This window comes from Kocuria sp. HSID16901 (assembly GCF_003989425.1).
Taxonomy (GTDB): Bacteria; Actinomycetota; Actinomycetes; order Actinomycetales; family Micrococcaceae; genus Rothia; species Rothia massiliensis.
The window spans coordinates 364,698-387,879 of the sequence record NZ_RBLM01000001.1; the positions used below are offsets into that span (position 1 = coordinate 364,698).

Annotated in this window: 25 protein-coding genes and 1 tRNA gene; 14 read left to right on the top strand and 12 right to left on the bottom strand. The window is 59.9% G+C overall.

Annotated elements, in window-relative coordinates; genetic code table 11:
* The first annotated feature begins 232 nt into the window (after nucleotides 1-232).
* From D8M21_RS01755 to D8M21_RS01765, 3 genes are all read left to right on the top strand, one after another.
* A complete protein-coding gene (locus tag D8M21_RS01755; protein WP_048682605.1) occupies nucleotides 233-1,171 on the top strand; it encodes an NfeD family protein in 939 nt (312 codons plus the stop codon).
* Nucleotides 1,172-1,306: 135 nt separating this feature from the next.
* The gene (locus D8M21_RS01760) at nucleotides 1,307-2,866 is read left to right on the top strand and encodes a CYTH and CHAD domain-containing protein (RefSeq protein ID WP_048682602.1); all 1,560 of its coding nucleotides are present in this window, start codon (nucleotides 1,307-1,309) and stop codon (nucleotides 2,864-2,866) included.
* Between the two features lie 405 nt (nucleotides 2,867-3,271).
* A complete protein-coding gene (locus tag D8M21_RS01765) occupies nucleotides 3,272-3,772 on the top strand; it encodes a DedA family protein (protein WP_048682599.1) in 501 nt (166 codons plus the stop codon).
* A 43-nt stretch (nucleotides 3,773-3,815) separates the two neighbouring features.
* Here the strand turns inward: D8M21_RS01765 and D8M21_RS01770 are convergent.
* Nucleotides 3,816-3,888: transfer RNA gene (locus D8M21_RS01770), tRNA-Ala, on the bottom strand.
* 86 nt (nucleotides 3,889-3,974) lie between these two features.
* Here D8M21_RS01770 and D8M21_RS01775 point away from each other — a divergent pair.
* Complete coding sequence (locus D8M21_RS01775; protein WP_126855605.1) at nucleotides 3,975-4,856, top strand: LysR substrate-binding domain-containing protein; 882 nt, start codon at nucleotides 3,975-3,977, stop codon at nucleotides 4,854-4,856.
* On the opposite strand, the gene D8M21_RS01780 is transcribed toward D8M21_RS01775, so the two are convergent.
* Nucleotides 4,798-5,826: a mechanosensitive ion channel family protein gene (locus tag D8M21_RS01780; protein WP_065424318.1), complete on the bottom strand. Its 1,029-nt coding sequence runs from the start codon at nucleotides 5,824-5,826 to the stop codon at nucleotides 4,798-4,800. The genes D8M21_RS01775 and D8M21_RS01780 overlap by 59 nt on opposite strands.
* A gap of 98 nt (nucleotides 5,827-5,924) precedes the next feature.
* On the opposite strand from D8M21_RS01780, the gene D8M21_RS01785 reads away from it, so the two are divergent.
* The 3 genes from D8M21_RS01785 (at nucleotide 5,925) to D8M21_RS01795 (ending at nucleotide 8,740) form a co-directional block, all read left to right on the top strand.
* Nucleotides 5,925-6,356, top strand: a complete 432-nt coding sequence (locus D8M21_RS01785) for an NUDIX hydrolase (RefSeq protein WP_048682890.1) — start codon at nucleotides 5,925-5,927, stop codon at nucleotides 6,354-6,356.
* Nucleotides 6,357-6,406: 50 nt separating this feature from the next.
* Entirely contained in the window at nucleotides 6,407-7,438 is a 1,032-nt protein-coding gene (locus D8M21_RS01790) for an ABC transporter substrate-binding protein (protein ID WP_161970365.1), read from the top strand.
* An 81-nt stretch (nucleotides 7,439-7,519) separates the two neighbouring features.
* Nucleotides 7,520-8,740, top strand: a complete 1,221-nt coding sequence (locus tag D8M21_RS01795) for a pyridoxal phosphate-dependent aminotransferase (RefSeq protein ID WP_048682884.1) — start codon at nucleotides 7,520-7,522, stop codon at nucleotides 8,738-8,740.
* A gap of 44 nt (nucleotides 8,741-8,784) precedes the next feature.
* Here the strand turns inward: D8M21_RS01795 and D8M21_RS01800 are convergent, their stop codons facing one another.
* Together D8M21_RS01800 and xseA are read right to left on the bottom strand one after the other, a co-directional pair.
* A complete protein-coding gene (locus D8M21_RS01800) occupies nucleotides 8,785-9,036 on the bottom strand; it encodes an exodeoxyribonuclease VII small subunit (protein ID WP_048682882.1) in 252 nt (83 codons plus the stop codon).
* Between the two features lie 112 nt (nucleotides 9,037-9,148).
* A complete protein-coding gene (gene xseA / locus D8M21_RS01805) occupies nucleotides 9,149-10,483 on the bottom strand; it encodes an exodeoxyribonuclease VII large subunit (protein ID WP_053090024.1) in 1,335 nt (444 codons plus the stop codon).
* Nucleotides 10,484-10,740: 257 nt separating this feature from the next.
* Here xseA and D8M21_RS01810 point away from each other — a divergent pair, with 257 nt between their 5' ends.
* Nucleotides 10,741-11,673, top strand: a complete 933-nt coding sequence (locus tag D8M21_RS01810; RefSeq protein ID WP_048682880.1) for a hypothetical protein — start codon at nucleotides 10,741-10,743, stop codon at nucleotides 11,671-11,673.
* Here D8M21_RS01810 and D8M21_RS01815 read toward each other — a convergent pair.
* From D8M21_RS01815 to D8M21_RS01835, 5 genes are all read right to left on the bottom strand, one after another.
* Entirely contained in the window at nucleotides 11,605-12,870 is a 1,266-nt protein-coding gene (locus tag D8M21_RS01815; protein WP_082156864.1) for a DNA recombination protein RmuC, read from the bottom strand. The genes D8M21_RS01810 and D8M21_RS01815 overlap by 69 nt on opposite strands.
* A gap of 68 nt (nucleotides 12,871-12,938) precedes the next feature.
* Nucleotides 12,939-13,550 carry a response regulator transcription factor gene (locus D8M21_RS01820; protein WP_048682877.1) on the bottom strand — a complete coding sequence of 204 codons (612 nt, stop codon included), beginning with the start codon at nucleotides 13,548-13,550 and terminating at the stop codon, nucleotides 12,939-12,941.
* Entirely contained in the window at nucleotides 13,547-14,680 is a 1,134-nt protein-coding gene (locus tag D8M21_RS01825; RefSeq protein ID WP_048682874.1) for a sensor histidine kinase, read from the bottom strand. Before D8M21_RS01825 ends, D8M21_RS01820 begins: the two co-directional genes overlap by 4 nt.
* Nucleotides 14,677-15,441, bottom strand: a complete 765-nt coding sequence (locus D8M21_RS01830) for an ABC transporter permease (RefSeq protein ID WP_048682872.1) — start codon at nucleotides 15,439-15,441, stop codon at nucleotides 14,677-14,679. Before D8M21_RS01830 ends, D8M21_RS01825 begins: the two co-directional genes overlap by 4 nt.
* Before the next feature lie 27 nt (nucleotides 15,442-15,468).
* The gene (locus D8M21_RS01835; RefSeq protein WP_048682870.1) at nucleotides 15,469-16,383 is read right to left on the bottom strand and encodes an ABC transporter ATP-binding protein; all 915 of its coding nucleotides are present in this window, start codon (nucleotides 16,381-16,383) and stop codon (nucleotides 15,469-15,471) included.
* Nucleotides 16,384-16,482: 99 nt separating this feature from the next.
* Here D8M21_RS01835 and D8M21_RS01840 point away from each other — a divergent pair, with 99 nt between their 5' ends.
* From D8M21_RS01840 to D8M21_RS01860, 5 genes are all read left to right on the top strand, one after another.
* Nucleotides 16,483-16,941 (top strand): OsmC family protein, encoded by a 459-nt coding sequence (locus tag D8M21_RS01840; RefSeq protein WP_048682915.1) that lies wholly within the window; start codon nucleotides 16,483-16,485, stop codon nucleotides 16,939-16,941.
* Between the two features lie 19 nt (nucleotides 16,942-16,960).
* Nucleotides 16,961-18,046, top strand: coding sequence for a redox-regulated ATPase YchF (ychF, locus tag D8M21_RS01845; protein WP_048682868.1), 1,086 nt, complete (start codon nucleotides 16,961-16,963; stop codon nucleotides 18,044-18,046).
* A gap of 355 nt (nucleotides 18,047-18,401) precedes the next feature.
* Nucleotides 18,402-19,535 (top strand): PD-(D/E)XK nuclease family protein, encoded by a 1,134-nt coding sequence (locus D8M21_RS01850; RefSeq protein ID WP_161800289.1) that lies wholly within the window; start codon nucleotides 18,402-18,404, stop codon nucleotides 19,533-19,535.
* A gap of 201 nt (nucleotides 19,536-19,736) precedes the next feature.
* Nucleotides 19,737-20,102: a FitA-like ribbon-helix-helix domain-containing protein gene (locus tag D8M21_RS11455; protein WP_238650919.1), complete on the top strand. Its 366-nt coding sequence runs from the start codon at nucleotides 19,737-19,739 to the stop codon at nucleotides 20,100-20,102.
* Complete coding sequence (locus D8M21_RS01860) at nucleotides 20,011-20,337, top strand: PIN domain-containing protein (RefSeq protein ID WP_082156863.1); 327 nt, start codon at nucleotides 20,011-20,013, stop codon at nucleotides 20,335-20,337. Before D8M21_RS11455 ends, D8M21_RS01860 begins: the two co-directional genes overlap by 92 nt.
* Nucleotides 20,338-20,657: 320 nt before the next feature.
* On the opposite strand, the gene hchA is transcribed toward D8M21_RS01860, so the two are convergent.
* Nucleotides 20,658-21,533 carry a glyoxalase III HchA gene (gene hchA / locus D8M21_RS01865; protein WP_048682864.1) on the bottom strand — a complete coding sequence of 292 codons (876 nt, stop codon included), beginning with the start codon at nucleotides 21,531-21,533 and terminating at the stop codon, nucleotides 20,658-20,660.
* Nucleotides 21,534-21,821: 288 nt separating this feature from the next.
* Between hchA and D8M21_RS01870 the strand changes: the two genes are divergently transcribed.
* Nucleotides 21,822-22,163, top strand: a complete 342-nt coding sequence (locus tag D8M21_RS01870; protein ID WP_048682861.1) for a hypothetical protein — start codon at nucleotides 21,822-21,824, stop codon at nucleotides 22,161-22,163.
* A gap of 12 nt (nucleotides 22,164-22,175) precedes the next feature.
* Here D8M21_RS01870 and D8M21_RS01875 read toward each other — a convergent pair whose 3' ends face one another.
* Nucleotides 22,176-22,391, bottom strand: coding sequence for a hypothetical protein (locus tag D8M21_RS01875; protein ID WP_126855609.1), 216 nt, complete (start codon nucleotides 22,389-22,391; stop codon nucleotides 22,176-22,178).
* Between the two features lie 296 nt (nucleotides 22,392-22,687).
* Nucleotides 22,688-23,128, bottom strand: a complete 441-nt coding sequence (gene arfB / locus D8M21_RS01880; protein WP_048682855.1) for an alternative ribosome rescue aminoacyl-tRNA hydrolase ArfB — start codon at nucleotides 23,126-23,128, stop codon at nucleotides 22,688-22,690.
* Between the last annotated feature and the right edge of the window lie 54 nt (nucleotides 23,129-23,182).

Genomic DNA, 23,182 nt, shown 5'->3' on the forward strand with positions numbered 1-23,182 from the left:
GAAATCCCTGGGGGCGTGATTTCCGGGCTAAACTACAAGCGTGTCTTTTTCATGGGTTTCAGCTTCCAGCCTGTTGTTGGTGGTTGCTTTCGTCGTCGTTTTTTGGTCGGTGCGTGTCATCGATCGACGTCGCCGTCCAACAGTCGTCGCGCAAGTCAGCGCGAGCGATATTATGGAGGACACAGAACCCGCCTTCCCCCGGGACCACGTGCTACTGCGTCAAAGGAATGACATGTACAGTAACCAGTCCCCGAGCACACCAAACGTGAGCTCAGACGACGTCGAGGCCCGGCGTGGCATCACGGAAGAAGAATCCGTACACCCGGCCGAGAATCCTCGACAGGAAGGTGTTCGTGTTCCGCGTCCGTCGCGAAAGACGACTAGCGGCACGGCAGATCATGCCCAGAACGCCACACCTCACATTCGCTGGGGTCGTACCGGAGTTGCCCTCTTCGGCCTGGCGGCGCTGCTCACCGGCGTTGTGACCGCAATTCTCGCGCCTCTCACCGCAGTTTCCTGGACCTTGCCGGTATTCGCTTTCATCCTGGGTCTCGGGGCGTTCGTGAGCTTGCGCTACCTTGCCTTGGCCGACCGCCAGGCGGTCGCTCGTCCGGCAACTGTCCCCGCAGATGATCGTTCTGCAGAGTGGGCCGAAGATATTGAAGCTGAACAGCTTGCGTCGACCCCGGAATCTACGCAGGGCCTAGTGGTCAAGGACCGGGAGAGTTTCTTCAACGCTGAAGGCACCAGTTCGGCCCGTACCGAAGGTGCCCCCTCGGATCGTGATGTGGCGCGCGACTCCGAGACAATTGCGGCGAGCCTGCCCTCTGTCCAGGAAGCGCCTGCGCAGACCAAGTGCGACCATTCTGAGAATGTCCCCTTCGTCGAAGAGCCTGGGCTGGATATCGAGACTCTTCGGGAGCAGGCCCGTCGAGTCGCTGCGGGAAAGCCGATCGCGTTCACCCCGGCGACGAGCGAATGGTCGCCCGTGGAATTGCCCAAGCCGATGTACATCGACGCCCCCGAAGCGCGGCGTCCGGCTCCTACTCCGGCGGTGGCTCCCGAAACTCCTCAATCCACCTCGACGACGGTCACGGAAGCTGCCTCAAAGGGCAACAGCAGTCGGTCGCAGCTCAATCTCGACGACGTTCTCTCTCGCCGCAGGGCATGATCCGCGCCCAGCTCAACGAAAAGTGATGGAAAGCAACCCGCCGGCTCTACCGGCGGGTTGCTTTGTCGATAGGGTTATTGCAGGGACCGAACCACGGCCGCAATGATGCAGCGCGGCAGAAAGAGAAGACAGCCGATGAGTAGCTCTCACGAAGAAATTGAACGTAAGTACGAGGCACCCGCCGACGCGGACGTGCACCCCGACCTGAGCGAACTGAACCACCTCACGCCGGACGAACACCCCGAGGACCAGCATCTGGAAGCAACCTACTTCGATACCCCGGGGCGGGCCTTGGGCGCCAACCGGGTCGTGGTGCGGCGTCGTCGTGGCGGGCATGACGAAGGCTGGCACGTGAAATTTGCCCTCGGGGATACGCGCCACGAAGTCCACTACGACCTTCTGAAGACGTCGTCCGCTATGCCGGCCGCCGTCTCCTCCCTGCTGGGCGGGATCACCCTGGGTGAGGAACTGGCGCCCATTGCTGAATTGACCACGCAGCGGCGTCGGACGGTTCTTCGCGATGACGAGGGCCGCGAGGTCGCAGAGGTGTGTGACGACACCGTTCATTCGACGGATTTCTCGACCGGCACGGAGCGTCAGTGGCGGGAATGGGAAGTTGAGCTGTTGGATGAAACCCTCGGTGAGAAGGCCCAGAACAAGGTCTTTAAGAAGGTCGAAAAGGTTCTCAAGCGTGCGGGCGCCACGTCGTCCACCGCGACCGCCAAGATCGCCCGCGCGCTGGGCCAAGACCCAGCCTTCGACGAGTCGGCTCAGATCGAGATCCAGGAGTCGCCTCAGCCTGCTCAGTCCACGCCTGCGTTGACCGGAGCTCAGAAGCTCATTTCGGCAGCGTTGCACGAATACCTCGACGACGTACCCGCATTGGACCTCGGTGTGCACGCGGGCGTCGAGGATTCGGTGCATCAGCTCCGTATTCGTTTGCGCGGCCTCCGGAGCATCCTGCGGGGTCTACGAGGGATCATCGATGCAGATACCGAGAAGAGGCTTTCAGAAGGCCTCAAGGCGAGCGGTGGCAGTTTGAGCCCGTATCGCGACCTCGAGGTAGTGCGCGAGGTCCTCAGCGAGAGCGATCAATGGGAGCGACTCACCCAGGTCGCCCGAGATGAGATCTCGGAGGTGCTGGTCGAGGAGGAGGCGGCGGCCTTGCGCTCTGCGACCACACGATTGCGCTCTGAGGAGCATCTCGCGGTGCTCACGGAATTGCGTGCCGTCGCGGCCCAGCCGGTTCTGGAGGCCCATGCCGCGGACTGGTCGGGAAAGAAGGTCGCCAAGGCGATGCTTTCGGCGCTCAATGAGCGCTTGGTCCGTCGCGGAGGGAAAGTTGGCGACCAGGGGGACCCGGTCATGGAAGAGGCGCTTGAGGGCCTGCACGACGTGCGGAAAGCCGCGAAATCGCTGCGTTACGTCATCGATACCTTGTCGGCGGAGTCGGCCGTGCCTAAGAAGAAGCGCGACGAGGTCAGTTCGGAACGCCACGATGCCAAGAAGTTGCAGTCGCAATTGGGCCGCACCATGGATCTGAAGGCGGCGGTGGACTGGCTGGATCACGCCGCGCGAGTCTTCCAGCGTCGGAAACAGGATCGGTACGCGCTGGGAGTGCTTGCCGGTGCGACGGCGGTTCACTTGGAGAAATCCCTGGATCACGGACTCGATTTGGTGAACGAGCTCGACTGACGCGAATGGGGAGGGGTAATGCCCACCTCCCGATTCGTTTGCTGGGTTAAAGCGGATGGCCCCGGGGAGTACCCGGGGCCATCCTTTGCATCACACACAGGAAGAAGGTCTTCACTCAATTCGGAGGCACCAACCGCGCTAAGTCCAATGTTCCGGACCGTCCCAGGTTTGCCTCCCGGCTATTTGGTAATGAAAACATTACCTAATAGAGATGTGGGCCGCTAGCCCCAAGTTAGGGTTACCTTGGGTTTCTTGATGACAAGGCGTCGTTAAGTTCTTCATTTGGCGGAATAGCGGGGGAGTATGGGGCCTTCCGTGGCTCCGATGGTCACAAGTTGTGTTGGATATCACTCACACAAAAGGGGCGAATGCGGGTTCCACGGAGTGATTCGGTAAGGTCAAGGTATGCGCGAGTGGATCGAGGGCCTGGATCTGTGGATAGCGATCCTCTTCTTTTGGTCCGGCGGGATCATGAGGTCTTCCGCGATCTATGGCCTGGCACGGGCCGCTTCTGCCGGTGGACGCCGTGCCTCCACCATCAACCTGGCCTTTGATTCCGCTATTTATCGTCGAGCCGAGGCCGTGGTTCATCGCTGGGGCGTACTGGCGGTCCCGGCCTGTTACCTGACCGTGGGCTTCCAGACCGCTGTCCTCGCGGTGACGGGGCTAACTCGCATGCCTTTGCCCCGATGGATTCCGGCCATGTTGGTGGGAACCCTCATATGGGGAGTCATCTACGGAACCATTGGTATGGCCGTGGTGTGGGCTTGGTTGCAACGGCCCTGGTTCGCCGTCTTGGCAATGGGTGTGGTGATCGTGGCCGTGGTGGCGGTGCGGTACTGGAGGCGCCGATCACGCGTCGTGGGGGACGAGGCATCGTCCGAGCTCCCGCGGGATCCTCACTGATCCAAAAAAGGGACGCGGTTCACTGACCGCGTCCCTACATTTGTGGAGCTAAGGGGAATCGAACCCCTGACCTTTTCATTGCGAACGAAACGCTCTACCAACTGAGCTATAGCCCCGTACAACCCCTCCAGAGTACTCCCGAGGGATTTTTTCGACAAATCGGACGGTCCTGGCCAAGCTCCCACGCTGATACATTGACTGCATGACTCAAGTACCAGAGCCGAGCGCGCCGAACGCTGCGGACGAGGCCCATGCCCCTTCCGCTCCGGAACTTCTCGGTCCGCTCTCCGCGGGTATTACGGTGGGGTTCGTTCCGGGCGTCATGCCAGGCAAATGGTTTGATCGCTGGGATGACCGTTTCTCTCGTTCCACCCCTCTGACTCGCTTGCCGGTAGGTGCGGCCCGTGGCGTCGAAACCTTGGAGCAAGAGCGTGCTCACATGGTGCTAGCCCGACCCGACGACGAGCCCAAGCTCAACGATCGCGACCGTTTCCACACGGTCAAGCTGTACGAGGAGACGATGGTCGTCGTCCTTCCCATCGATCACGTGCTGACCTTGCTCGATACGGTTCCACTCGAGGAGCTGTCCGAGGAATTCATGCTGCAACGGCCGGAGTCCATTCCCGAGTGGGCGAGCATCAGGGCTACTGCGGATGACGCTGAACCGCGCAAGTTGCCTTCGATGCGAGACACGGCCGACGCCGTCGAGCTGGTGGCCGCGGGAATTGGCCTGCTCATCGTGCCCATGTCCTTAGCGCGGCATCACCATCGAAAGGACGTTACATTTCGCCCCGTCGACGGTATGCGGGAACGGCCCGTCGTACTGGCTTGGCCGCGCGACCTGGAACGGCCGGAGCCCGATGAGGCCATTCTTCAAGAATTCGTGGGCGTCGTGAGGGGGCGGACGTCGGCGAGTTCGCGCGGCGGATCGACCGGCCGGTCGAGAAAAGACGCCGGGGCGAATGCACAACGCCCGGCCGCGGTTACTGGAAAACCGGGCCGGGCGTCATCGAATCGAACGAAGCCTAAGCCGAACCGCCCTGCGAAGAGTCGCCGTGGCTCGACTCGGGGCTCGAGGCGTTAGTGTTCGCGGACACAATGGGGTTGCTCTGCGTTCCATGAATCACGGATTGGTTCATCAGAGGTATGCGCAGTCCATCCTGATCCAGTGCCTTCTTGACATAGATGCGGAGAACTCGAGCGACGTCCCACTGTTGTAGCGGGGCAGTCCGAATCGCAATGCGCAACGTGAGGTATTCGCCGGTCATTTCCTCGATGCCCCACACCTCGGGTTTGCCGCGAATGGACTTGCCGATGTCGGTTTCCTTTTTGACCTGACGTGCGGCATGTAGGAGCAGCTCCGTGACCTCTTCGATATTGGTGTTGTAGGGGACGGGCACATCCACGATGGTGCGCGCCCAGCCCTGCGATTTATTGCCCACACGCAGAATTTCCCCATTGCGGACGTGCCAGAGGGTGCCTTCGACGTCACGCACCTGCGTCACGCGCAGACCCACCGACTCGACCGTGCCACTGGCTTCGCCCAGGTCGACGACGTCGCCAATGCCGAGCTGGTCCTCGGCCACGATGGAGACTCCCGCCAGATAGTCCTTGACGAGCGACTGTGCGCCGAAGGACAAAGCGACACCGGCAATACCAGCACTGGCGATCACCGGAGCGATGTTGAAGCCCAATTCGGAGATGATCATGAGGACGGCAATGGTCCAGATGACGATCGTCACGACGGAGCGGAGCACAGAACCCACAGTTTGGGCGCGCTGTGATTGGCGCTTACGGGCCGTGACGGCGTCTTCAATCCACTCATTCTGGGTGGTGTTGGGCTGGGCGACGTCGGCGCTTTTCTTGCTCACGACCCGGACCCGGGTGCCACGGGCGATGCCCTCGGTGACCTTTCGGATCACGGACCTCGCCACCATGTTCAGGGCGATCGCGATGACGAAGATCAGCACGATGCGCAGCGGGTGGCCGAGCCAAAATTCCAAACTAGAAAGGTCCGTCAAGAGATTCTGCGGATTCTCGGCGGTGATATTCATGGAATCCACCGTAATCGTAAGCCTTGAGCCGTGACTAATAGCGGGCTGATCGTCTGCTGAGGACGGAAGCTCACGCGGGCCCCACTAGGATTGTCTCCATGGCTCTGCAGATGGACACACGACCCGCCGCTTACGCGGTGATCATCGAACAAGGCAAAATTCTGTTGACCCACTGGACCGGAGAGCGGCATCCGGAACGCGCGGGATGGACGTTGCCGGGTGGCGGTTTGGAAGTCGGTGAGTCGGCGGAAGAGGCCGTCATTCGTGAAGCCTATGAGGAAAGCGGATATCGCGTGCGCCTCGACGGCATACTCGGGGTGGACAGCAAGTACTACGACGACGGCCGCGACAAGCCTTTTCACAGCCTGAGGATTCTCTATCGGGCTTTCATCACGGGTGGTCGCGCGGGAGTGACCGATATCGGCGGTTCCACGGACGACGTCGCCTGGATCCCGCTGGACGACTTGCCGAAGATTCGTAAGGTCTCCCTCGTGGAGGTCGCCGCGAAATATTATGGATTGGCCTATTAGGGTCCCGGCATCGGCCCCTAACTATCCGTGTGAACTAGAGGAGTGACGTGGTGAAGCGTTGGTCAGTTTCGATTCTCGCCCTGGTGGCGAGCCTTGCGGTCGTGCTGACTGGTTGTTCCGGAGGCAACGGCGTCACCTCCGACCCCTCGGCGTCGGAATATCGAACTATCCGAATCGGTAAAGGGGTCTCACAAGAGACCGAGACGATCGCGTATTTGTACGCCGGAATTCTCCGGGACGCGGGATATAAAACCGAAGTCATCGATACCCCGAAAAATCGGGAGGAATACGTCCGGACCTTGAACGACGGCGGGGATTCCTCGCCAGATATCGTGCCGGACTATTCCGGAAACCTGCTGCTCGATCTGACCCACGGTGGCAAAGACAATCCGCAGGCCACGGCCACACCGACTCCCAGCGAGAGCGACGGCACTAATCCGCGGGCGAGTGCATCGGCGACACCAACGCCCACACCCACGGCCGCATTCAACATTCACGGGATGTCTAGCAGCGATATTTCGGCGACTTTGCCCAAAGTGTTGCCGAAAGGGGTAACCACGCTCAATGCCTCGTCGGCCGAGAATAAGGATGCCTTGGTGGTCAATAGGATTACGGCCGCCAAGTACAAGCTTTCCACCATCGCCGACTTGACGGGTCAGTGCAAAAACCTGACCTTTGGTGTTCCGACCGGGTTCCCCGCGAAAACGTACGGGGCGCAGGGCCTCAAGGACTTGTACGGGTGCACTCCCAAGAAATTCGTGGAGGTCGACAGCCAAGAGGACCTGTCCCATAAGCTTGCCGCCGGCGAAGTGGACGTGGCCGATATTTTCACGGCATCGGGTTCCATCCCAGAAAATAACTACCTCATTTTGGAGGACCCCAAAGCCAATTTTGTGGCGCAACAGGTGACCCCCATTATTCGGGAGAGCGACGTTCCCGATTCGGCCAAGGACGCCATCAATTCGCTGTCGGGCAAGATCGGCACCTCTGATCTGGTTTTCTTGGACCAACTGACCTCCGGTGACCAGCCGATTTCTTCCGAGGACGCTGCGTCGTTCTGGCTTCGAGAAAACAAGGGCTGAGGGGTTCACGAAGGCGTCATCTAGACGCGAGACGGATGACACACCACCTCATACACGGCGACGAGGGGTAATCTGTCCGACATGGCACAATTCCGGCAGTCGCAAAAGCTGAACAACGTCCTCTACGACATCCGAGGACCGGTACTCGAAGAGGCCGAGAAAATGGAGGCGCAGGGGCATCGCATCCTCCGCCTCAACATCGGTAACCCGGCACCTTTCGGTTTCGAGGCGCCCGACGCCGTCATGATGGACATGATCCGTCATCTGCCGGAAGCCCAGGGGTATTCGGATTCGCGGGGAATCTATTCGGCGCGAACGGCCGTGGTGCAGTACTACCAGACGCGTGGAATCCGGAATCTGGAAACGAACGACGTATACATCGGCAACGGCGTCTCTGAAATGATCACGCTGTCTTTGCAGGCGTTGTGCAACCCCGGGGACGAGATTTTGGTTCCGTCGCCGGACTACCCGCTGTGGACGGCCTCGGTCGCGCTGTCCGGTGGTACGCCCGTGCACTACCGGTGCGATGAAGAGAACGGGTGGGATCCGGACGTCGAAGACCTCGAATCCAAGATCACGCCTCAGACCAAGGGCATTGTGGTGATCAACCCGAACAATCCGACGGGCGCGGTGTACTCCCGGGAGACTCTGCAGCGCATCGTGGAGGTCGCCCGGAAACACGAGCTAATCCTCTTCTCGGACGAGATCTACGAGAAAATCACGTACGACGACGCTTCGATGATCAATACCGCGTCGCTCGCCGGGGAAGACGTCCTCTGCCTGACCTATTCGGGCCTGTCCAAGGCTTATCGTGTGGCGGGGTACCGCGCGGGATGGCTGGCCATCACCGGTCCCATGTGGAAGGCCAGCGACTACGTAGAGGGCATCAAACTCTTGGCGAATATGCGCATGTGCGCCAATGTTCCGGCGCAGCACGCGATTCAGACGGCTTTGGGCGGTTACCAGTCCATCAATGATTTGATCTTGCCGGGTGGCCGTCTCAAGGAACAGCGCGACATCGCGTATCGAAAGCTCAACGAGATTGACGGGGTCACCTGCCAGCAGGCCCAGGGAGCTCTTTATCTCTTCCCGAAACTCGACGTGGAAAAGTTCGGGATTCACGACGACGAGAGATTCGCCTTGGACTTGCTCAAGGAACAGAAGATCCTCGTCAGTCACGGCACGGCCTTCAACTGGGAGGCCCCGGACCACTTCCGCTTGGTGACTTTGCCGGATGTGCAAACCCTCGATACGGCCATCGACCGCATTGGGGAATTCCTCAGCGGCTATCACCAGAGCTGATGCAACCGGGGGTCGGCCCTTCGTGCCCTGCTAAACCGCGGGAGCTACGATGCCGACCCCTCACCGGAATCCGCCTGGGCGCGACGTTCTTTCGCCGCGTCCAGGCGGTTTTTTGCGCCGTCTAACCATTCTTCGCAGCGCTGAGCCAGGGCCTCGCCGCGCTCCCACAGAGCGAGTGAATCTTCCAGGCTCGAAGTGCCGGATTCTAGGCGCGAGACGATGCTCATGAGTTCTTCGCGAGCCTGTTCGTAGCTGAGCTCGTCGACGGATGGAGTGGATTTTTCCTGGTCGTTCATGGCTGGAGGCCTTTCGTCAGGGTGAATGGTGGTTGGTTGGTCTGTTCGTTACAGGCAGCCAGACGGGTGGAGCGGACGATGTCGGTGTTTGTGCTGGCGGTGCTTGAGGTGGTTACTGGTCTCGAGGGTCATCGGTGTGTAGGTCCTCGACGGTGGCGTCGAATCCACCCGACGCGACTCTGACCCGGACCGAAGAACCTGAGCCCAGCGCGGAAGCTTCCCGGACGACGTCGCCGGTAGCGGCATCCTGGACCACGGCGTATCCGCGGTCCAATGTTTTTTGCGGGGACAGCGAACGTACCCGAGAGCGCAGGTGAGCCACGGATTCCCGATGCCGTTCCAAGGAAACCGTGACGGCCCGGAAAGCCCTCTGACGTGCAGCGTCGGTCTCTTCCTCCCGCGCCATGAGCATGGTTTCTGGATGAGCGAGCACCGGCCGCGATCGAAACTGGGCGAGTGCTTGGGCTTCACGGTCTAGGTACGTTCGGAGGGTCCGCTCGGTCGCGGCTCGGGCCTGAGCGATACGAAGCCGTTCCTCTTCGACGTCGGGCACGACCGTTTTCCCGGCGTCCGTGGGGGTGGAAGCCCGCCAGTCCGCGACATAGTCCAGCAAGGGTTGGTCGGCTTCGTGCCCAATGGCCGAGATGACCGGGGTGTTGGCCTGGTACACGGCTCGGATCATGCCTTCTTCGCTGAAGGGCAACAGGTCCTCGAGGGCGCCGCCGCCGCGGGCAATGACGATGACGTCCACGGCCTCGTCCGCGTCCAGTTCTCGAAGGGCGCCTGTGACCTGCGAGAGTGCATGAACGCCCTGCACGGCAACTTCACGCACTTCAAAGTGAGCACCCGGCCATCGGAGCCGCGCATTGCGAATGACGTCTTTCTCGGCATCGGAATCGCGACCGGTAATGAGCCCGATGCGCTGGGGGAGCACCGGTAGCGGCTTTTTATGGGCAGGGTCGAAAAGGCCTTCCGCTTGTAGGCTTCGACGGAGCCTTTCGATGCGTTCCAGCATGTCTCCGAGACCGACCTGGCGAATTCCGCTCCCGAGCATCGATAACCGACCGGTCTTGGTCCAGAAATCGGGCTTCAGTCGCACGACCACACGCATGCCGTGTGCGAGCTCCCCATCCACCATGGCCGTCTCCCGGGGGAAAAGGCTCACCGGCACCGAGATTTCTTCTTCGAGGTCCCGGAGCGTGAGGTACGTGACGCGGGCGCGCTTCTTCAGCTCGATGATCTGCCCTTCGACCCACATCGCGTCGCACCGAGCGATGTATTGGTGCATCTTTTGGGAGAGCATGTGGAGGGGCCAAGGGTTCTCAGGTGTGGTCTCTCTGGCCAGGGCGGCCAGCTCACGCCCGCCGGAGGGTTCATGATGGCCAGAACCCTCTGGAACGGGCGGGAAGGAGGACTCCGAGGGTCCCGAAGTTTTGGGGTTACTCATGGTTCATACCTATCGTCTCCACCTGAAGGTCGGTGCCGCGCGGCGGAACATTGCCGCGCCGTTGTGCATTCCTCAGCCTCCAAGGGCCAAAATACGTACTTACCCACAACACACTCGAAGATACGTTCGAATGCTGTGGTGTGCAACCATTTCATCGTATCCGGGTGCCTTGCGTGGAAGCGTGGCGTTGGGCATGTCAGCTGTGCAGAAAGGCCGAGCAAGTGGGCGGTGGGGTGCGGAGCAATTATGGTTGCTGTATGCCCACTACCGCTGGATCTCACCCTGTTCGCTGGACGCTCTCGGTTCTGTGCACGCTCGCGGCCATCGTTCTCGCGACGGCAACCGTCGCTCTGTCTTGGTTTAGCTCGACCATCGTCGACAAGGGCCATTTTGGTGACGCAGCCGCCGACGTCGTGACCGACCAAAATTTCCGGGACGAGTTGTCGAACCATGTCACGGACGACGTCATGGCCTCCGATACCGTGAAGGGTTTCCTGGGTGACGGTTCGGCCTCTGGGTTGTTGTCTGGGCCCAAGAATGCGCTGCGTGCCACGGCCCAGGGCGTGGTGCATTCGGCCGTGTCGAACACCGTCAACTCGGATGAATTCCGGTCGGTGTGGGCGGACACGGCAGATGCGACCCATGACGCAAATTTTGGGTCCTCTCCGTCGTCGACTTTGGTTTTGGATGCGAGTCCGTTTTACGACGAAATCAACAACCGGGTTCACGACGTGCTCCATGTGGATTTGGGTCTAAACCAAGGGGACCATCGCGTCGCCTTAGAACAAAAGACGAATGACCAAGGGGAGGGGGAAACCGCGAGCCGTCTGCACAAGGCACAGCACATGACGTCGGCGGCGCCGGTGTTGGGAACGCTGGCAGGCTTGTTGGCCCTCGCGGCGGGGGTCATCGCGCCGAGGGGCAAGCTCCTCATGGTGGCGATGGCATCAGCCGGCGCTGCCCTACTCACGTGGGCTTCCATGTCGCTCCTCGGTAATAGATTCAACGATTCGTTGGCTGATGTGGCCGGAACGGGCGGGCTCATCTCGCAGCACCTGGGTCGCGCCCTGACGGAGAATATTCAGCCGTGGACCTTGACGACGCTTGGCATCGGATTGGGCTTAGCCGTCATCCTGGTGATCCTCCAGGTTTTGACGGGCCCGCGGGGAGACACCAAACACGTCTTCTGAGGATTCGGTTCCGGACGTGGGGCCTTCTCCGTAAAATTCGGGGGCAGCAAGCGGTTTGGGGCTTGATTCAACCGGACGGACGGTCAGTCGGTCGTCATCCGGACGCGTTGCGTCTAAATCATTGATGCGTCGGGCCGTCACCAGCACGCGTGACTCCAACGAGCCGAGCATGGAGTTGTAGGCTTCAACGCTTTTGGTCAGAGACCGCCCCATAGTCCCGAGGTGACCACCGACGGTCGCGAGCCGTTCGTAGAGTTGCCGCGAGAGCTGAAGCAGGTCGCGCGCGTTCTGGGAAATGGCCTCTTGCCGCCACGACAGCGCAACGGCTTTGAGCGATGCGAGCAATGAGACTGGAGAAACGAGGGCAACGCCTTTCCCCGAGGCGTAGTCCAGAAGGGTCGCATCAGAGCGCAATGCGGCGGAGAGGGCGGACTCCATCGGTAGAAAGCAGAGCACCATCTCTGGTGACGTTTCCCGCGAATCCCAGTACCTCTTAGACGCGAGGGCATCCACATGCGAACGGACCGCCTTCGCATGTTTGGCCTCCCACGCGGCTTTTTCCGATTCGTCATCGGCCTCTTGCGACTCCAGGTACGCGTTCAGTGGAGCCTTCGAATCCAGGACGATTTCTTTTCCTTGGGGCAAGGAAACGACCATATCCGGGCGGACGCGACGAACCGTGCCGGACGAATCCGGCGCCTCGGAGCTGACCTGTTCTGAATAGGAAACGTGCGGTGCCATGCCCGCGGCCTCGACGACGCGTCGAAGCTGGGTTTCGCCCCACGAACCTCGCGCCGAGGTTGAACGCAATGCACTCGAGAGATGGTGGGTGGATTCTCGGAGGTCATCCTGACCGCGTCGGGTAACCTCTAACGCCTCGCGTACCGAGCCAAACTGGTCCGCTCGCTCGCGTTCCATGAGCCTAACGTGTTGCTCCACGGTGGCGAGCTGAGTCTTGACGGGCGCCAGCGCTCGCAGAACATCCTGATCAGTTCGGGCTCGTTCTTCCAGGGCCTCCACACGTTCTGACAGCAGGCGCTTTCCCTCGAGGGCGGCGGCGAGCTCCGAGGACAGGCGCGCATTCTCCTGTTCGAGGTCAGGCCCATATTGCGGGCGGCGTCGACCAAGCACGAAGCCGACGACTCCGCCCACCACTAGGGCAAGGAGGGCGATCAACACAAGGGGAAGAGTATTCATGGCATCTACTGTGCCAGCAGGGACTGACAAGTTAAGAACGAGCGTCCTCGACCGCAGAGAGTAGTGGCTCAGAGCCACCCGTTGTCTTGGGCCGTCCGGGCCGCTTCGTGTCGATTATTGGCGTTCGTTTTGCGAATCACCGAGGAGAGATGATTGCGCACGGTCCCGGTGGATAGATGAACGGCGGCGGCAATGGACTTGACGTCCGATGCCGTCAACGCGGCGCGGCACACATCGACCTCCCGTTCCGTGAGGGGGTTGTCTTGGCTGAAGAGGGATTCTTCCGCCAGCGATGGGTCGATGACCTTGAGACCGGAATGCACCCGGCGAACAGCTTCGGCTAGCTGCCCCGGAGGAGTATCTTTCACGACGAACCCTTGGACCCCTGCGGTCAGCGCGCGTTTGAGGTAACCGGGGCGTCCGAAGGTCGTCACGATGATGACGGAGCACGGAGATCCGGCCTCTTTGAGTGCTTCGGCTGCTTCGAGCCCCGTCATGCCGGGCATCTCGATGTCTAACAGAGCCACGTCGACGGCGTGCTCCCGGACTGCGGCGAGAACGTCGTCCCCTCTGCCGACCTCAGCCACGACGTCGATGTCCGATTCTGCACTGAGCAAAGCGCTGAGGGCGCCGCGAATCAGGTGCTGATCGTCGGCTATTAAGACTCGAATGGTGTTCATGTTGCTTCCAAAGGTTTGTGGTCTCCGGTCATGGTGACCAAGAGCCGGGTTCCTGGGTCCCGTTCGGAGGACGAGTGACGTTGTGGATCAAGCGGGCCAATGAGAAGCGTGCCGCCCGATTCTTCGACCCTCGCACGCAAGCCGGCGAGTCCGTTGCCTTCGTCGCTTCGGATGCCGACGCCGTCGTCCTCGACCTGAAGTTTCTCCGGCGTCACGATCACGCGACAATGCGAGGCACCAGAATGTCGCACCACGTTGGTCACCGCCTCCCGGAGTGCCCAGGAAAATAAGGAGGCGTTGACGCCGGGTAGTTGGAGGGCTGCCTGGGCATCGGGGAGATCCGCAGTGATTCCCGTGGTTTCCAAGGCGCGACGGGCCGCCTCCACTTCGCCGCCAAAATCGGGTCGTCGCAATCGAGTCACGGTCGATCGAACGTCGGATAGCGCCACACGGGAGAGGCGAGAGATCTCCAGAATTTCGTCGCGTGAACCGTCAGGGTCGGTCTCCAAGAGCTTTGCGGCGACCTCAGCCTTGAGATTGATGACCGTCAGTGAATGGCCCAAAAGGTCGTGAACGTCTCGGGCCACTTTTTCGCGTTCCCCGGAGACGGCTAGGCGACTTCTGAGTTCTCGGCTCGTTTCTTCGCGTCGAGCGACCGTCGCGATGATCATGATGATGATCGAACCGATCATGGTGCCGGCAGCCGAGTAGAGCAACGAGATTCCATTTTCCGCCCACCGAACCAGTCCCAAGGTGGATGCGCACATGATGACCGCAGACGCGGAAATCCCGACAGCCGGAGGGAGTGTAAACATGCAGGCAGCCACAAAATACGGAGTCAGGTTGAAGACCCAATGGCCCACAAATGTCGCGATCCATAAGGCGATGAGGGCCATCATGGTGTACCAGAGAATGAGCCACGGATATTGGCGTCTTGTGGGAAACATCCTGGCGTATCCGAAACCTACAACGTAAACGACGGCGAAGAGCGCGATGACCAATAGTCCGCTGATCACCCATCCGGTGGAGTTGCCTCGGGTGAGGAGTGACCCGATGGGGAACGCGAGGAAGATGAGCCAGACGCCGGCCTGGATCGCGTGGCTGATGCTGAAGTGGGGCAGTCGGCTCAAGGGCGTCCCTTCTGGCGCTGGCCTAGTAGGGCGCAGAGCCCTGCGAAGATCAGGGTCCACGCGAGGACATTGGCAATCGAGTACCAGAGAGGATCGGTCACCATTCCGCTTCCGTCGCTAATGGACTGGATGCCTTCACTCAGAGGATAGCGCGCCAGCGTCGAAGGGCCGTACATCGGCGTAAAGCGAGCAAATCCTAGGAGAAACTCCGGTAGCGGAGAGAAGGCATTGCCGAGAAAGGCCAGAATGACGAGCCCGGTACTGGAAATCGACACCGCTGAGTCTGAGCGGAAAAGTAATCCGAAAATCATGCCGTAAAAGCCGAATGGTAATGAGACCACAACGGAGATGAGGGCGGCGGAAATCCATTCGCCCAGGGGCATATCGGCCACCGTGAAAATGCCAGCGATATTCACTGCGGCCACCGGCATGGCGGCGCGCACCAGGATGATGATGGCTTTCGACATCAGCATGGACCCCGTAGACAGCGGCGTCAGCGCAATCTGACGGCCCCAGCCAGTGGTTTGTTCGACGACGACGTTGCCCACCGTGGCACACGCGGCAATGACACCACCGTAGGTCGCCATCCCGATCATCACGTAGGCGCCCACATTGCCGTCATTCAAGGGCATATCGGAGTAATTCTGCATGGCGCCGAAAAGGAGATAAAACAGGACCGGTAGGACGATCGAGAAAAAGAGTCCCGAGCGGTCGGCGAGTATTCGACGCAGATCGATGGCGGTATAGAGCGCGAAGTTCATGAGGAGTCCTTGGGTAGGGGAGAACGGTTAGGTGGCCGGGGAAGCCGCCTCGTTCTCGGAGGTCAGGGTGATGAAGGCGTCTTCCAGCGATGCGTTGGCGATCAGTAGATTCTCGGCTGGGGTGTGAGTCAGGAGATGGCGTGCCAGAGCGTCCGCGTTGGCAGTGCTCATGAAGGTGCGATTGCCGTTGACGGTGGCCGAAAGGACACCAGGCAATGAATGAGCGTTGAGACCTTCGGGAAGAATCGCGCTCACGGTCTGCGAGGACACGCGGGAGCGGACATCATCGGTGGGACCGTCGGCGACGATGCGTCCCTTGCCGACCATGACGATCCGTTCGGCGAAATTCTGGGCTTCTTCGATGTAGTGGGTCGCGAAGACGATGGTTCGTCCGTGGTGGGCCTGCTGGCGCATCGACTCCCAGAATTTGTGGCGGGCGTTGGCGTCCATGCCCGAGGTGGGCTCATCGAGGATCAGTAGCTCCGGTGAGGGCATGATGGCCAGGGCAAACCGAATGCGCTGCTGTTCACCGCCGGAGCATTTGACGACCTTGCGATCGGCCAATTCCGTCAGGTCAACTTGGGCCAGAATGTCGTCCACCGAAATCTCGTGATGATGGGTCGCGGCGATCATCCTGAGGGTGTCTCTCACCGAAAGCTGCGGAAGCAGGCCTCCGGTTTGGAGGACCGCGCCGACGTCGCCACGAGCGATGGCAGATCGGGGTGCACCACCGAGGACGGTGATGGTTCCCTGATCAGGCTTTGTGAGGCCCAAGACCATGTCGATCAGGGTGGATTTGCCGGCACCATTGGGGCCAAGCAATCCGATGATTTCGCCGCGACCGATGGTCAGGTCGATTCCGTCCACCGCGTTGAAACTCGCCCCGGAACCGGAGGTGAAGGTTTTTGTGAGGCCATGGGCCTCGATGACTGGCTCGTTCATATGTCGAGTTTCCTGGGATTTCCTGTCGAGTTCTCATACCGAATGTCACGAATTGGCCATGACGTTTGTCAGGGGTCGGTGATGCGGCAGGATGAAGTCATGAGCGAGAACGTGAATGCATCAGAGGAACGGCAGAACGATCCCGGATACCGCGCGGTGGAATTAACGCGGCTTGGGTCGAAGCGGTATCAGGCGACCAACGCCGAGGGGGTTTCGGTCGAATTTGGTCAGGGCGAAGGCTTAATGACGCCGGTCGAGCTCTTGCTTGCAGCGATTGCCGGGTGCTCGTCGGTGGACGTCGACGTCGTGACCTCACGCCGCGTGGAGCCGGAAGAATTCCGCGTGACCTCCAGCGGCCTGAAATACACGGACGAAGAGGGCGGGAGTCGGCTGGGCGACGTCGAGCTTTCCTTCCGCGTGAAATTCCCCGAAGGCGAAGCAGGGGACAAGGCGGCTTCGATGGTGCCTCGACTCGTGGAGCTGTCGCGGACGAAGGACTGCACGGTTTCCCGGACGGTGGAACACGAAACTCAGGTCAGCATGCGGGTCGAGGACTAGGCCGGTAAGGTTAGTCAACGTGGCTTTAACTATCGGAATCGTGGGGCTGCCCAACGTGGGCAAGTCGACCCTCTTCAATGCACTGACCCGTAACACCGTTCTCGCGGCGAACTATCCATTCGCGACGATCGAGCCGAACGTTGGCGTGGTGAACCTGCCGGACCCGCGGCTGAACCGCTTGGCGGAGCTGTTCGGGTCGGAGAGGATCCTGCCCGCGACTGTTTCCTTCGTGGACATCGCCGGGATCGTCAAGGGTGCCTCCGAAGGCGAAGGATTGGGCAACCAGTTCCTGGCCAACATTCGCGAGGCGCACGCGATCGCCCAGGTGGTCCGCGCCTTTGACGACCCCGACGTCGTCCACGTGGACGGCAAGATTGACCCGGCCTCCGATATGGAGACCATCAATACTGAATTGATCCTGGCCGACCTCCAAACGCTGGAAAACGCCATTCCGAAGCTGGAAAAGCAGGTCAAGATCAAGAAGGGTGACCCCGCTCAGCTCGCGGCCTATCAAGAAGCGCAGAAAGTTTTGGAAGAGGGGGAGACCATCTTCCGTGGAGCCGCGGCTGCCAAGCTGGACACGGATCTGCTCCGCGAACTGAACCTGCTGACCGCCAAACCCTTCATCTACGTTTTCAACTGCGACGACGGCGTCCTCCAGTCGGAGGAACGCCAGCAGGAACTCCGCGACCTGGTGGCACCGGCGGAAGCAGTATTCCTGGATGCCAAGCTCGAGGCCGACATGGTGGAGCTCGACGAGGATGAGGCACGCGAGATGCTGGAAATGTCAGGCCAGGAAGAATCCGGCCTGGACAAGCTGGCTCGCACCGGTTTTCAAACCCTTGGGTTGCAGACTTACTTGACGGCGGGCCCTAAGGAATCCCGCGCGTGGACCATCAGCAAGGGTGACACGGCGCCTCAGGCCGCCGGCGTCATTCATACGGATTTCGAACGCGGCTTCATCAAGGCCGAAATCGTTTCCTTCGAGGACCTCGATGCATGTGGCTCGATGGCTGACGCCAAGGCCGCGGGCAAGGTGCGGATGGAAGGGAAGGATTATGTGATGAAGGATGGGGACGTGGTGGAGTTCCGCTTTAATGTCTAAGCCCAAGGTCGGTAGGCTTATCCGTGCTTCAAACGGACGTAGCGACACGCTGTCTGGTAGCACTTTTGTAGCACCGCGTATGGGTGTTCCGATGCTCAATACTCACAGTAGCGTGCAGTTGTAGCGAACGTCTTGGGCAGCATTCGGACGAAGGAGTGAGACAGTCACCCAGAAGAAGCAGCTGTTGGAGCTGAACGTCGAGCGGTGGCCGACTTAGGCCAAGGGCAATGATGCTTCGATGAGGATAACGATTCGTGCATGATGGAATGACGAGTTCCTACCTCACAGAGAAACGAGAAAGCGGAAAATGACGGGTGAGTTGGTCCCCAAGCTTTTGCCGATTCTTGGAAAGTCGTTGGACCAGAAGTTCAACGTTTTTGATGTCATGCACCACGGAACCCATGAGCGGCAGATCTCCAATGTATTCGGATGGTTGCTCGATAGCGGCGGATCTCATGATCTGCACGACCGGTTCATCCGGATCTTCATCGATGAAGTGAACGCCGCCTGCACGGGTCCTTCCCCATTCGACTATGGGAGCTACCGAGTGCGACAGGAGGTGAACACTGGATCGGTAGGGGACCCGGCCGACATCGCGGATCTGGTGCTCGAGAACCAGGACGCCTCGCTCGTTGTGGAGAACTACTTCATCTCGGATGGGCATGGTCACGCGTATGAGCGTTACCTGGACTTCAGTCGTCGTGAGGGGAGACAGGGGGCGGTGGTCCTGCTGTGTCGTGATGAAGACCGATCCCGGCAAACCAGTGGTTGGGATAAGGCGCTGGTCCTGACGTATAGCAGGCTGATCGACAGGTTGTACGATGCGGTTCGTGACGATCCGAATTACCAGCAGGAGAATTCGGACTCGTACTCCTTCATCCAGCAGATGCATCGAAAATTTGTGAGGTCAGGAGGCCTTATGGAAAAACGAGATGTGCTCCGATTCATAACAGCCATGTGCGACACAGGCGAAGCCAAGCGGTATCAGACACGGAGGCAGGACGAAGCGGCGGAGGAGTTCGCGAGTGACTTGGCCGTGCAGGCGAGAGAACAGTTCGTCGAGGGACGTGAAGTGCTCCAGGGGGTCAAGAACCGTCTTCGAGCCTTCGCCGAGGGCCCCCTAAAACGTCAGGTCCGCGAGACTCTTGGCGGTGCACCCACATGCAAAGTAGGTGCGAATCTGCAGGGCATCTACCAGTGGACGATCACAGTCGATGTTTCGGAAGGCGTGGCCGGGTCTGGCGGGTCTCATGTGCAACTCAAGTTTGGGCCCACGGCTTGGTATGCCAACGAAAGGGATCCATGCTGGAAGAGCACTGTCGATTTAGAGATAGTGAACTACTCGTATGTCTTCGTCACCCTCGTTGATGTCTTGATGATCCGCCAGACGACAGTGACTCTGGAGGAAGTGCTCGATGGTCTCGATCCCGACGACTGCAGACTTCACGACGAGATCATCAGACTCCTGGAGATGAACTCAAAGGCCTGAACCTGTTGGTGAGTATCCGGCGCATTTCGATGCACCCCCTACGCAAACCGCGTTGCACGCATGAAATTACTTCGTGATGGAACCAAGCTGAGTTTAGATTCGACGATTGAGCCTCGGCCCCCGCGAGTGGCCCCGGTCGTTTCCCGATAGAGCGCACGCTGCAGGCTCGTGTTGCGCCTCCTCGCCCCTGGCAAGATTGCCATGCACGTTGATATCGATATTGATATCAGAGGAGGTGCTTTGCCGATATCATCCGTCATCGTTCGCGGTCTCGATGACGCCGTGAAACAGCAACTCGCCGCGCAGGCGAGGGAGCACGGACGGTCCATGGAAGCTGAGGTTCGCGCCATTCTGACCAAGGCTGCATGCAGAGCGCACATTGGAATGGCTCTGCTGGCTGCCGCGCAGGATGTCGGTACGTCGAAGAGCCGCCGATCCCTGTACGCGATGACGTCGCGCGGGCGGTGGACTTCTAGTGATCATTCTCGACACGAACGTCATCACGGAGATCTTTCGGCAGTTTCCAGAGCCACGTGTGGTGGACTGGCTCGCGTACTTGGAAGGTGACGTCGCGATAACGTCCGTCACGCTCGCGGAACTGTTGGCAGGTGTGCGGCGGCTGCCAGATGGTCGGCGTAGAGATGAGTTGGCCAGGCGCATCAACGCGGCGCTCGCACCGTACCGGGGCGGCCGCGCCGTGCTCCCTTTCGATGACTTAGCAGCCGACCGCTACGCCGACGTGCTCGTGGCTCGACAGAGCGCGGGCGTGGAACATCTAAACCCGTGGGAGGTCGACGCGTGAAGCATCATTCGGGCGAGATCTACCTCCAACAAGAAACTCAATGAAGTCGATCTGGGTGAGCTTCGACCTCTCCTCGACAGCGAGTATCTCAAGGAGTTCGGAGGGTGGGGGATCCGCACAATACTTCGGCACGTAGGCGGAGTTCTGGATCGATCTCCAAAGTCGTTACGAACTTGATTGCGTAGAGAATAACGAGAGTGCGCAGATTGCGACGTTCACTCCACTCAAAGTGGCATAAGGCTTAAGGAATGAAACTTTTTACCTTGGTTAGGCGATGAGGGGCGGCCCATCGAAGCAGGCCACCCCTCAAGACACTCGTTCTACTCGCCAAAGGCTTCCAGTAGCGCCTTCACCGAGTCCTTGCCCAGCTGATTCGCCGCCAAGGGGCTATCGCCCGTCAGCAGATTCCCGTCCCGAGCGGTTGCGCCGCTCATTTCGGAATTGGTGATCGTGAAGCCGTCCTTCGTGAGGGCTTCGCCGAGCGCCCAAGGCATCGCGCCGGGGAGATAGCCAATCTCAATGTTCGCTCCGGCGTCGAGGGCATCGGGGAACGCCACGATCTGCCGGCCAGCAAGGGGATTGGCCTCCCGGTCGATTCCGGCGGCCAGAAGGGCTGCCGGACCATGGCACAGGGTGATGATGAGCCGATCCTCGTTTATGAAGAAGTCCAAAGCGTCACGCAGGTCCCGGCTTTCCGGGATGCCGTTCATGGCACCGTGACCACCTGGAATGAAGATGGCGGCGTAGTCGTCCAGGCCGTCGGCGACGACGTCGGCGAGCTTGCGCGGGCTCTTGAACTTCTCGCGGGTGCCTTCCCAAGTCTCGCGAATGGCCTGGTCATCACCCGGGTATGCCCACCACTCGAACTTTCCGACGCCGCCGCCTAGCGTGGCCACGTCAATCTCATAGCCGGCTTTCGCGATGTGGTGAAGGGGGAGGAGCGTTTCAACCGGGTGATTTCCGGTCGAGAAGAACGTGCCGTTTTGCATCGGCATATACCGTTCCTCGGTGGCAATGACCAAAACTTTCCAACGGTTTCCTGCATAGGTGGCATCCGTCGAAAGTCCGTCGAAGTCCGTTACGGGAGCTGTGTACTGGCTCAAAGAGTAGGGCGACGGAAAGAAGGCGTTATCCTCGGCGGGATCCGCAGTGGGCTGACGATCTTGAGCATCTGACGTCTGAGTCGACTCGGTCATGGGATTCCTAACTGTTGTGGTGGTACATGAGGAATTACTAACTCATGAATGGTCCTGCCGTCAGAATAGGCTTCGGCTGGTCCGAGAGTCAGGGCCTTACGCTCTCAACGCGTCCTGTTGCCCTAAGCGCGAACGGCCACGAAATTTCAGTTCATGAGAACGTGGGTCTAAATAGCAACGGGCATTAATGCGGTCCGTGGGGCGTGCCCACGAGTACGGTGGAAATATCTCTGGCTAGCAACCCCACATTTGACCCAATCTGCTCAGGAAGGGCCCACCAGAATCACCATGGCACGCCACCTTCAATACAAAACGACATTGCCCATGCATCCCCAAGAAGTCTGGAACCGGGTGGGGCCTGCGCTGGACGCTTTAGGTGGGCGGAACAGCAGATTTGACGGGCCGAACACGCTGAAAAACGACACCGGGGCGAGTGCACTTTCGTGGGGCGAAACTATCATCATCAACGTTTTCCCGGGCCAGCAAGCGACTGACCTCATCATTCGCAGCGAAAACACGATGGTGACTCAGCTGACGGGCATGGGCCGGCATCGAAAGAATATCGACAAGATTTTGGAAGGTGCCGGGCTTCAAAACGACCCGAACGGGCAATACACCAAAGGCTTCTAACAGAAGCTTCGACTAGCTACGGGTCATGGAATCCTCTGTCGAGGACGGGTTTTGGGGCAGTCGATCCACTTCAGAACTCTCGTGAGACTGCGCCGAGTCTTCAGCGCCGACGTCGTCCATCGCGTGAAGCCTCGCGCTTCGCATCTCGAGGGCTTTCCCCAGAACTCCAATCAACAGCACACCGGCGACCGTGATTGCCATGCCTGCGTAATCCGAAAAATTGAGCATGCTTGTTGCATATGGAGACAGGGCAAGAAATAGAAATAATGCAAAACTTATCGGAGTCGTGTAGTCCACATTCTTGGAACTTTGGATCCGGCTTGCCTGGTGGCTCATGATCACTCCGTCGATATGGCTTTGGGGTTCGCTTGCAGTCTGGCGGACGGCGTCAATTCGTTAGATTTCCTTGTTCACCACATACTAAAATTCTGGCCGGCGCTGTCAATGAAATTGCAGAATTGATAGAAACGTGGAGGCTGTCCGGCGCAACAGCCCAGGCCAAAAGAATCAGCTGCTGACGCTCATTACTCGCCCCGAGGCGCCCGACGTTGTTTTTTAATTTCCGACCGGATCTTTTTCCCGTGGAGCCGACGACGTTGCGATCCGCGTGTGGGTTTGGTCCGACGACGCGGCGTCGGCGGCATGATGGCCTCCCGGAGGACGGAGGAGAGTCTTTCGCGGGCGGCCACCCGATTACGTCGCTGAGAACGGTGCTCAGCCGCGGAGATCGTGAGCACCCCGTCGGCCAGTCGTGGTGCAAGGATTTCCAACGCTCGACGCCGTTGATCATCATTGAGTGCCGATGTCGTGGTGAGGTCGAGGCTCAGCTGCACCCGAGAATCAGTGGTGTTGACTCCTTGCCCGCCCGGGCCGGAGGCACGTGAAAACTGCTCGACCAATTCGCTGGAAGGAATGAGCAGCCCTCGGGGAGCCCCAGGGCCGGGAGGTACGTGCAGGTCAAGCATGCTCCGAGTATGCCCGGACTCTATCTGGATCACCCGTTTCCGTGACATATTGGT